Origin of the sequence: Acidaminococcus sp., from assembly GCF_050873445.1 — a bacterium.
GTDB lineage: Bacteria > Bacillota > Negativicutes > Acidaminococcales > Acidaminococcaceae > Acidaminococcus.
The window spans coordinates 1-8338 of record NZ_JBNMIU010000071.1 but is presented as its reverse complement, the minus strand read 5'-3'; the positions used below and the strand labels follow the sequence as shown (position 1 = coordinate 8338).

The 8338-nt window shown below is 56.4% G+C and carries 10 protein-coding genes and 1 pseudogene; all 11 read right to left on the bottom strand.

The genetic code is table 11. The features are described 5' to 3' along the window. Positions 1 to 28: 28 nt before the first annotated feature. Complete coding sequence (locus ACR0QW_RS10195) at positions 29 to 3127, bottom strand: tape measure protein (protein ID WP_432643542.1); 3099 nt, start codon at positions 3125 to 3127, stop codon at positions 29 to 31. Then, positions 3111 to 3401: a hypothetical protein gene (locus ACR0QW_RS10190; RefSeq protein WP_432643541.1), complete on the bottom strand. Its 291-nt coding sequence runs from the start codon at positions 3399 to 3401 to the stop codon at positions 3111 to 3113. The genes ACR0QW_RS10195 and ACR0QW_RS10190 overlap by 17 nt, the downstream gene beginning before the upstream one ends. 56 nt (positions 3402 to 3457) lie before the next feature. After that, complete coding sequence (locus ACR0QW_RS10185) at positions 3458 to 3832, bottom strand: hypothetical protein (protein WP_432643540.1); 375 nt, start codon at positions 3830 to 3832, stop codon at positions 3458 to 3460. Positions 3833 to 3850: 18 nt separating this feature from the next. Next, the gene (locus ACR0QW_RS10180; RefSeq protein ID WP_278815711.1) at positions 3851 to 4333 is read right to left on the bottom strand and encodes a phage tail tube protein; all 483 of its coding nucleotides are present in this window, start codon (positions 4331 to 4333) and stop codon (positions 3851 to 3853) included. A 1-nt stretch (position 4334) separates the two neighbouring features. After that, positions 4335 to 4739: a DUF3168 domain-containing protein gene (locus tag ACR0QW_RS10175; RefSeq protein ID WP_432643539.1), complete on the bottom strand. Its 405-nt coding sequence runs from the start codon at positions 4737 to 4739 to the stop codon at positions 4335 to 4337. Next, positions 4736 to 5179 carry an HK97-gp10 family putative phage morphogenesis protein gene (locus tag ACR0QW_RS10170; RefSeq protein ID WP_278815708.1) on the bottom strand — a complete coding sequence of 148 codons (444 nt, stop codon included), beginning with the start codon at positions 5177 to 5179 and terminating at the stop codon, positions 4736 to 4738. The genes ACR0QW_RS10175 and ACR0QW_RS10170 overlap by 4 nt, the downstream gene beginning before the upstream one ends. Before the next feature lie 2 nt (positions 5180 to 5181). Continuing rightward, positions 5182 to 5514 (bottom strand): phage head closure protein, encoded by a 333-nt coding sequence (locus ACR0QW_RS10165; protein WP_432643538.1) that lies wholly within the window; start codon positions 5512 to 5514, stop codon positions 5182 to 5184. After that, positions 5514 to 5783 carry a head-tail connector protein gene (locus ACR0QW_RS10160; protein WP_432643537.1) on the bottom strand — a complete coding sequence of 90 codons (270 nt, stop codon included), beginning with the start codon at positions 5781 to 5783 and terminating at the stop codon, positions 5514 to 5516. Before ACR0QW_RS10160 ends, ACR0QW_RS10165 begins: the two co-directional genes overlap by 1 nt. Positions 5784 to 5801: 18 nt before the next feature. After that, positions 5802 to 6998: a phage major capsid protein gene (locus tag ACR0QW_RS10155; protein ID WP_432643536.1), complete on the bottom strand. Its 1197-nt coding sequence runs from the start codon at positions 6996 to 6998 to the stop codon at positions 5802 to 5804. 12 nt (positions 6999 to 7010) lie between these two features. Continuing rightward, positions 7011 to 7721 (bottom strand): head maturation protease, ClpP-related, encoded by a 711-nt coding sequence (locus tag ACR0QW_RS10150; protein WP_432643535.1) that lies wholly within the window; start codon positions 7719 to 7721, stop codon positions 7011 to 7013. Beyond that, a pseudogene (locus ACR0QW_RS10145) lies at positions 7711 to 8205 on the bottom strand (phage portal protein); the annotation flags it as partial. The gene ACR0QW_RS10150 and the pseudogene ACR0QW_RS10145, both read right to left, overlap by 11 nt. Positions 8206 to 8338 lie beyond the last annotated feature (133 nt).

Genomic DNA, 8338 nt, shown 5'->3' with positions numbered 1-8338 from the left:
TTCATAAGTAAGGTGAAGTCTCCCTTTTTTATGCACCTCTCAGCCCCGCCAGTACAGCATCGGTGAAGCCGTCCATCAGATCATCCAGATCCGCGGCGTTGTTGATATCCCCGTAGTTGTTGAAGGTGGTGGCCACTTCCCGGTTATCACTGGCTTCGGAAGAATTCACAATGCCTTCGGCAATGCTGTCGAACACCGCCCGGTTTAGGGGCAGAGCCACTTCATCTCCCGCATCCCCCAGGACCCCAACCAGAGGCCTGGTGAAATACCCGCCTTTGGCGTACTTGGGAGTCTTGGCTCCTCCGGCTGTTCCTGCTGCCGTATTCGTAGCAGCAGCCGCTATGCCGATGCCTACTGCCGCAGACGTGCCCCCTGTCAGAAGGCCCGTGGCGATAGGACCTGCAGACGGGTCGATGACCAGTTTCAGCCAGGCCGCGGGAGCCAGAGCCCCGGCAGCTGCCGTACCTTGAGCTACGGTCTTGGCTGCACTGGCGGCATTCAGCTTGTCCCCGAAGAGAGCCGTCACCAGCATCCCGGAAAGCATCTGGGAAAAGTAGCTGGCGATGGTCTTCAGCATAGCCTTCCCCAAATCCATAAAGGCGTCTTTGGCATTTTTGGCCCCGGTCAGGATATCCGTAAAAGCCGTCTCCAGCCCGCTCAGGGTGGTGGACGCCATGTCGGCGATGAGTTCCAGGGTCCCCATGTGGGCATTCATATAGGCTTCCTGGTAGGTATCCATCAGGGATTTTTCCGCATCGATGTTGCTCTGCCGAAGGGCCATCTCCGCCGTCAAGGTTTCCTGGAGCATGGCCAGGGAATTCTGGTTGTAGGCTTCGTCAAGAGCTGCCTGGATATCTTTCCCCTGGGCAAAGTAGGCATTCTTCTCGTCCAAGTAGCTTTTATAGGCTGCAGCTTTTTCCAGGTTGGCCTGCTTGTCAAAGGCGATTTCATTGGCACTGGCCTGTTCGTAGGCGATGCCCTTTTCCTTCAGGGCATTCAGGAACACAGCTTTCTCGCTGGCTGTCAAAGAAATAAAGTCCTGGGAAAGTTTGGCGTACTTGTCGTCAATGGACGCCACCGCCTTTTCCATGTCGGACTGCATCTTCATGACTTCCTGTTCCTGTTTGGAACCATACAGAGTGAGTTTAGCCGTCACCGCATCAAAGGACAGGTCCCGGGCCTTGTTCATCAGTTCCCGGGCTTTGGCCTGTTCCTCAGAAAGGGCATCCTGCCGCTTCTGGGCATACAGTTCTGCCAGACGGGTCTTGTCCCGTTCATAGTTCTCATTAGCCGCCTTGGATTTCTCCAATTCATCCGTTTCTTCCTTGTACCACCGGTCCACCAGGGCACTTTTCGTCTGGAAGGTCCGGAACCATTCTTCCTCGATGCTCTTGCTGGTTTGGGCCGCAGCAGTGGCCAGCTGATTGACACCACCGGAGCTTCCGCCCCGTCCGCCACCGCCACCACCGGAACCACCACTGCCTCCTCCCCCAGCAGGAGCCGGAATGTCCGTACCCCCGCCCCGGAGGTTGCTGAAGTCCGGCAGCTTGAATTCCCGTTTGGCAGGAGCACTGCCGCCACCGCCGCCTCCTCCACTGCTTTCGCCGCCAATGGACCCCAGGGCATTGTTGGTTTCCAGGATCTTCTGGATCAGGCTGGAAAGCCAGCTGATGGCTTCGCTGACGAAATTGGCAATGGTGGAAAGGCCGCTGGACGCCCAGGAGGGAAGGATGCTGCCTGCCATATCCGACAGGATGCTTCCCACTTCATCGATGCAGGCCCCGATGCCTTCCACCAGATAGGTGAAGGCATTTAAAATCCAGGTCACACATTCACTGAGGACACTGATGAAGTTCAGCACCCCGTTCACCACGGCTCCGATGATCTGGAGGGACGCATAGAAGGCGGCTCCCATCACGGCAGCCACCAGGGTGAACACCGGCTCCATTGCCTGGAGATTGGCGATGATGGTCTGGGCCGCGGCACTGATCATTGCCTGCACAGAATCCACAGCCCGGGTGACCGTTTCCATCTTGATGCCCATAGTCCCCAGCACATCTTCCACGGTCATCCCGCTTTTCCAGATGGCATAGAGGGCCGTAGCCACCGCTGCCGCAGCCGCGATAAAAGGAGCTGCAGCCGCTACTGCTGCCACAAAAGGAGCCGCCATCAGGGCCACCTTGGCCACAAAAAGTCCAATGGCCGGGATGGCAAGGCCGGTCAGTGTGGAAACAATCAAAATAATGCCGGCTTGGAATTCCGGAGGGATGGCGGTAAGCAGTGCCTCCGTAAGGCCGGAAGACTGGACCGTTGCGGCAAAGTTGGTCAGTATATCCCCCAGGGACTGGAAAATCCCCGTCAGGTTCAGGGCTTCCGCAAGCTGGAGCCCTACCTGGGCCGCAGACTGTTCCAGCCCATCCATCAGGGTGGACCAGGTGCCGCTGATGGTCTGGCTCTGCTGATCCATCATGCCGCCAAAGGATTGTTCCATGCCGCTGACCAGCGCTGTGATCCCGGTTGCCGCGTCAATGGCCCCTTTGGACACCATGCTCATGGCTTCCGGCACGGAAACCCCGATCTGGTCTGCCAGCATTTTCCAGGCCGGGATCCCGGTTTCCGTCAGCTGCATCATTTCACCGGCCTGGACCTTGGATTTGGCGGCCATCTGGCCCAGGGCCAGGGTGATCCGGTTGATGCCTTCCGCCCCAAGACCGACCCCAGCCGCGGCATCCCCAACTGCCGTAAGGGTCGGTATAACCTGTTCTGCAGAGAACCCAAAGGCGATGAACTTCTGGGCCGCCTGGGACACCTGGCTGAACTCAAAGGGGGTCTTGGCCGCAAAGTCCTGCATCTTGGCCAGAAAGTCCTGGGCTTTTTCCGCGCTCCCCAGCATATTGGTGAAGGCGGTCTTGGTACTCTGGAGACTGGCCCCTGCTTTTACAGAAGCCACTCCCAGGGCAGCCAGTCCGGCCCCGATACCACCCAGAACGGCCAGGGACTTATTAGAAAGGTCGAGCGCATCGCTCCCAAAGGCGGTCTTGATCTGACGTTTGGTTGCATTGAGTTCTTTCCGGAGATCGGAGGTATCCGCTCCGATTTTGATCAGAAGGTCAGCGATGGTTGCCATATCCGTCAGCTCCTTTCCGTCTGAATTCCTCGAAGAAGGCATCCCGCTCTGCCGCGATTTCACTGCCTGTTTTCTTAGGCAGGAAGGGTTTCATGAGCTTCTCCGTCCGTACCGGTTTTCTCGTATGGACGCTCATCAGGCAGGCCACCCAGTAGGCGGTCTCCCACTTTTTCCGTTGTTCATCCTTGGCCCGGCACTCGGCCATCCGGTCCAGTTCCAGTGGCGTCATGGCATAAAACTGGGCAGGCAGAAGATGAAGCATCCCATAGGCCACTTCTTCCGCCCACCCCAGCCAGTCGTTAAAAGACGGGACTTCTTCCTGTCCCGCCGTCAGTTTTTTGGCTTCGTTTTCCCCTTCGCCTGGTCTTTACCCGGGTCCTCTTCCGGGAAGATGGCGTAGTACACTTCTTTCCCCAGGATGCCAGACCCGGCGATGGCCTTCACCACCGGCTGGACGAATTCGTCCATCTCGTGGCCTTCGTCAATCAGCTCCTGCATCTTATTGGCATACCACTGGGGATTCTTGATGCCATGCTGCCGGAGGCCGATGGAGAGAAGCGCCGTCAGGATTCCCAGATTCAGTTCCTGGTTCCGGATAATGTCCCCGGCACTTTTGCCCGTGAGATTCTCCACCTGAATCAGCCGGCCGATATCGAAATACAGGTACTGGCCGGGGCCAAAGACTTCAAAGTCGATTTTCTTCATAGAATGTAATACCTCCTATCAGCCGTTCTCAATTACTGTTCCGGCCGCACTCTTCAGTTCACTGAGGGGTCCGTCCCCGGAAATGGTCCCGGAGAGGGTAGCCACGTCATCATGAGGGGTGGACAGACTGCATTCCGTCACGGAACCCCAGCCGGTTACATAGCTCTTGTCCGGATATTCGAATTTGATGTGGACCTGCTTCCCGGCCAGGAAAGAGGCTTCCAGGAACCGGGCTCCCTTGTCTCCTGCCAGATACACGGACTCCAGATCCAGGGACCAGTTCCGGAGACCCGGGATGGTGGATTTCCATCCGCTGGACGTTTTACTGCTGGCGTCGATTTCGTCTGCCTGCCGGGTCAGGTCACCGCTCCGCTGGCCCCCTAAGAGCAGCCAGGTGGGGTTAGTATCGGATTCTCCCGCGTTCAGATAAATAAGGTAATCCTTGCCGGCAGTGGCCGTGTTGGAGGCTTCGCTCCGGCTAGGAAACGTTGTAGTTGCCATATTATTCCTCCTTATGGATGTTCTGGATGAGGACTTCCAGGGTGATCACCCCGCTGTAGCCGGTCTCATCCTCCGGGTAGGTTTCGTAGAAATCCACCCCCTGGGCGTTTACGTAAAACTCCTCTCCCGTTAGATCCAGTTGTTCCGTCCCGAACAGGTTGATCAGCTTCTCCGCCAGGGTGTTGATTTCGTACCGTCCTTTGTAGCTGCTATAAATGTGGATGTGGGCCGACAGGTGAGTCATGTCCTCGGTTTTCGTGGATTTGTCCTGGACGGTCATGGTCCCCAGGGTGATAAACGGCAGCACCGCTTCCTGGGGCACGTAGTCATAGACCGCCAGTCCTGTGTGTTCTCTCAAAAAGGCCACCAGGGCCTTGTGGATGGCATTGTTGGGTAATCTCTTCATGGTTCACGGATCGCTTTCTTCACTTCCTGGATCAGCTGAGGTTCCACGTAGTCGTAGGCCGGCTTGAAGAAGGGTTTTCCCGATTGAGCCGGGATCCTGGCCCGTTTCGTAAAGACAGGCCCGCCCCGGAAAAACCGGAGAGCCTTTTTCTTCCTGGGCTTTACCGTATGGGCCCGGCTGCCGAATTCCACCAGATGGGCATAGGGCTGGTTGCTGAACACCTGCCCTTCCAGCTTCACGGTGGAAAACCGCTGCCTGATGGATTTTTTCAGCTTCCCCGACCGGATCGGGACCCGCTGCCGGGCCTCCCGGTATACCGCATTGGTTCCTCTTTTGAGGGCCGCTTCCACCCGGAGACGGGTCTTTCCATCCCAGGCGGAAATCTGCCGGATGGCTTTGCTCAGTTCCCCTTCCGGGACTTTTACCGTAAAAACAGCCATGGCTACACCCCCTGTTCATACCGATGGACGATCAGGGTGGTGCTGTCCCGGTAGGTGTTGTCCACGGTCTCGATTTCGTACAGTTCTCCAGCGAGCCTCAGTCTCCATCCCCGTTTCAAATCCTTGCGGGGCCGGATCTTCAGCCGCAGCTGCCCCCGGTTCATGGGAGTCCCCTGGGCTTCCTGCTCGGCATAGTTAGTCTGGATCACCTGGGCCCAGATCCGCTCCACCTCTTCATAGTCTGTATGAAAGCCTCCGTAGCCGTCTTCTGTGGGCTTGGGCTGAAGGAGTGTGATCCGTTTGTCCATCTGTTTGTCCATCTTCCCGATTTTCATTAGAACGCATCCCTCCGTTCCCCAAACAAAAGAGAGCGCAGGGTGAGGAGCAGATTGTGGTAATCTGCATCCTCCCTGTGCTCGTAGAGATAGGCTACCGCGAAAAGGATGGCCATTTTATAGGCAGCACTTTCTTCCGGTTTCTCTTCCCGTACAACGTCTTTGCAGAGCCGGTCCGCAGAAGCAATGAGACGAGTGATCAGCTCATCTTCTTCGTTTCCGTCAATCCGCAGATAGGCTTTTGCTTCTTCCACTGTCACCAATCCCATCACCTCCTCTGGACTTCATCAGCCGGCCTGGATTTCCAGGACCTTCACGGTTTCCGGCAGGATCAGCCGGCCGTCCACCCGTTCGCTGGCCAGGAACCCGATCTGTCCGTTGGCTGCATAGAGTTCACTGAGCCGTTTGAACTTCCGGCCCTGACGGTCGGCAATCCAGTAGTAGGAGTAGTCCCCCAGGGCAATGACCTTGTTGCCGGCCGCCAGTTCCGGCACGAAAGAAGACGTGCGATACGGCAGGCTAAGGATCCGGTCCGGCTGGCCCACCTGGACAGAAGGCTGCCAGATGTAGTTGCCGTTGTTGTCCTTCAGTTTCCGGATGGCTTTTACCGTGGAATCGTTCAGGATCCAGGAAGCATTTCTGCGGTAGGGGGTTCTCAGGCTGTGGTACAGATCCATCATGTCATCGAAGGTGATGGCCGTTTTCGCTGCCGTCACCCCTACTTCCGCTCCCTGGAATACACCCAGGGGCTTATGGTTCCCGTCCCCTACCAGGAAGGCTTCTTCTTCCTTGGTGCCGATACGTCTTGCAAATTCCTGGGTGATGTAGCTTTCCAGGTCGAAGACGCTGTCGTTCATCAGCTCTTCGGAAACCCGGATGGCCGTACCCAGTTTGTGGGCTCCCAGGTTCACCTGACTGAAGGTGTCATCGCTTTCCGGATAGGCGCTGCCTTCTTCCATCCAGGCCGCTTCCCCGTGGCTGGCTACTACCGGGATGGTGTGGTCCCCGGAAGAAGTCCGGATGGTATGGGCCAAGCCCCGGAAGAAGTTTTCTTCCAGGAGGGCCTCCACCAGGGTGTGTTCGTATTCATCCGGGACCAGATAGCCCCCTTCCGGATCGGAGCCAATGGTCAGGGTATCCTTCACTTCCTGGATGTTCCCTTTCCCCCGGAAGGCCTGCCAGAAGGCTTTGGTGTAGGCGTCACTGGCCCGGCCTTTCTTTTCGCCCGGTTTCATCAGCCCGGCTCCGGGGTTTCCCTTCAGGGCCGTATCGATGGTCTTATTCAGGTCATCGTCGATGTTCCGCTGGCGTTCCAGCCGTTCGATTTCTTTTCCCAGGGCCACCACTTTTTCTTCCATCCGGTCATAGACGGCACTGTCTTCTGCAGAGACCATGCCGTCCTTATCCCGGTGGGATTCCAGGAAAGCTTTGGCCATTTCCCAGGTGTTGGCGCGTTCTTCTCTCAGTTTCAGGATCTGATTCATGGAAATTCCTCCTTAATGCACAAGAAGGCCCAGCCGCTTCATGAGTTTGTCCGCGGGGACCTTGTTGGGTACGGGTTCTTTTGTTTTCTTCACAGACAGCTTGGTCAGCAGGGAATTGGTCACTGCCGCCCGGCTGAACAGCATGGCATCTACGTTGATGTCATTTTCCGTTTTCTCTTCGGTGTAGAGAATGGCGTCTGCAAACCCTAGTTCCACCGCCTTCTTAGCGTTGAACCAGGATTCTGCGTCCATCAGCCTGGAAATCTTGTTCCGGGACAGGCCGGTTTTGATTTCGTAGGCGTTGACGATGCTTTCCTTTACTTCAGAGAGCATATCTATGGCCTTCTGCATTTCCTTACTGTCGCCAATAGCCACCGTGATGGGATTGTGGATCATCATCATGGCCACCGGGGACATTTCCACCTGGCTTCCGGCCATGGCAATGACGCTGGCTGCAGAAGCCGCCAACCCATCAATCTTCACAGTTACCCGACCGGGATAGTCCATGAGCATGTTATAGATCTGGGCTGCCGCAAACACATCTCCCCCAGGGGAATTGATCCAGAGGGTAATATCTCCGCTGCCGGCCATCAATTCATCTTTAAAGAGCTTCGGAGTCACTTCGTCCCCGAACCAGGTTTCATCGGAGATTTCACCGGAAAGGTACAGGGTGCGGGTTTCTTCCCCCTCGTTCTTCACCCAGTTCCAAAATTTACGTTTCATGGGTTTCCTCCTTGCTGCCGGTTCCTGCAAACAGCCCGGCATCCTTTAGTTTCGTCATGTTCCCGTTGATCAGGTACAGGTCCCCGCCCTCTTCTTCCGGGATCCGGTTCATGTTCTCCAATTCCCGGATATCGTTGGCGGACAGCCACCCGTTCTGGCGGCCTACAGCATAACCGTTCATCCGGCTTTCGTAGTCACCCCGAAGGAGGCCATCCACATTGAAGTGGATTTCATACCGGGTCCGTTCTTCCGGGGTCAGGAGGGATTGGCCCATGGCCTGTTCCCACCGGGATACCCAGGGCCCCAGGGTGTATTTCACAAATTCCAGAGACTGCTGCTCGATGTTGGAGAAAGTGGATTTTTCCAGATCCCCGATCATATGAGGAGGTACCCGGAAGATCCGGGCAATCTCATCAATCTGGAACTTCCTGGTTTCCAGGAACTGTGCCTGATCCGGAGAGATCCCGATGGGAGAATACTTCATGTAGAGTAGGCAAGTGCCGCCGTGCATTGTTTCCAATGTCGGTTTGCACAAGCCTCTCCCCAAACCGTGCTTACACCTCTCGATGTACACGGCTTTCCATTTACACTATGACGAATGATGGATTTTCTTATGG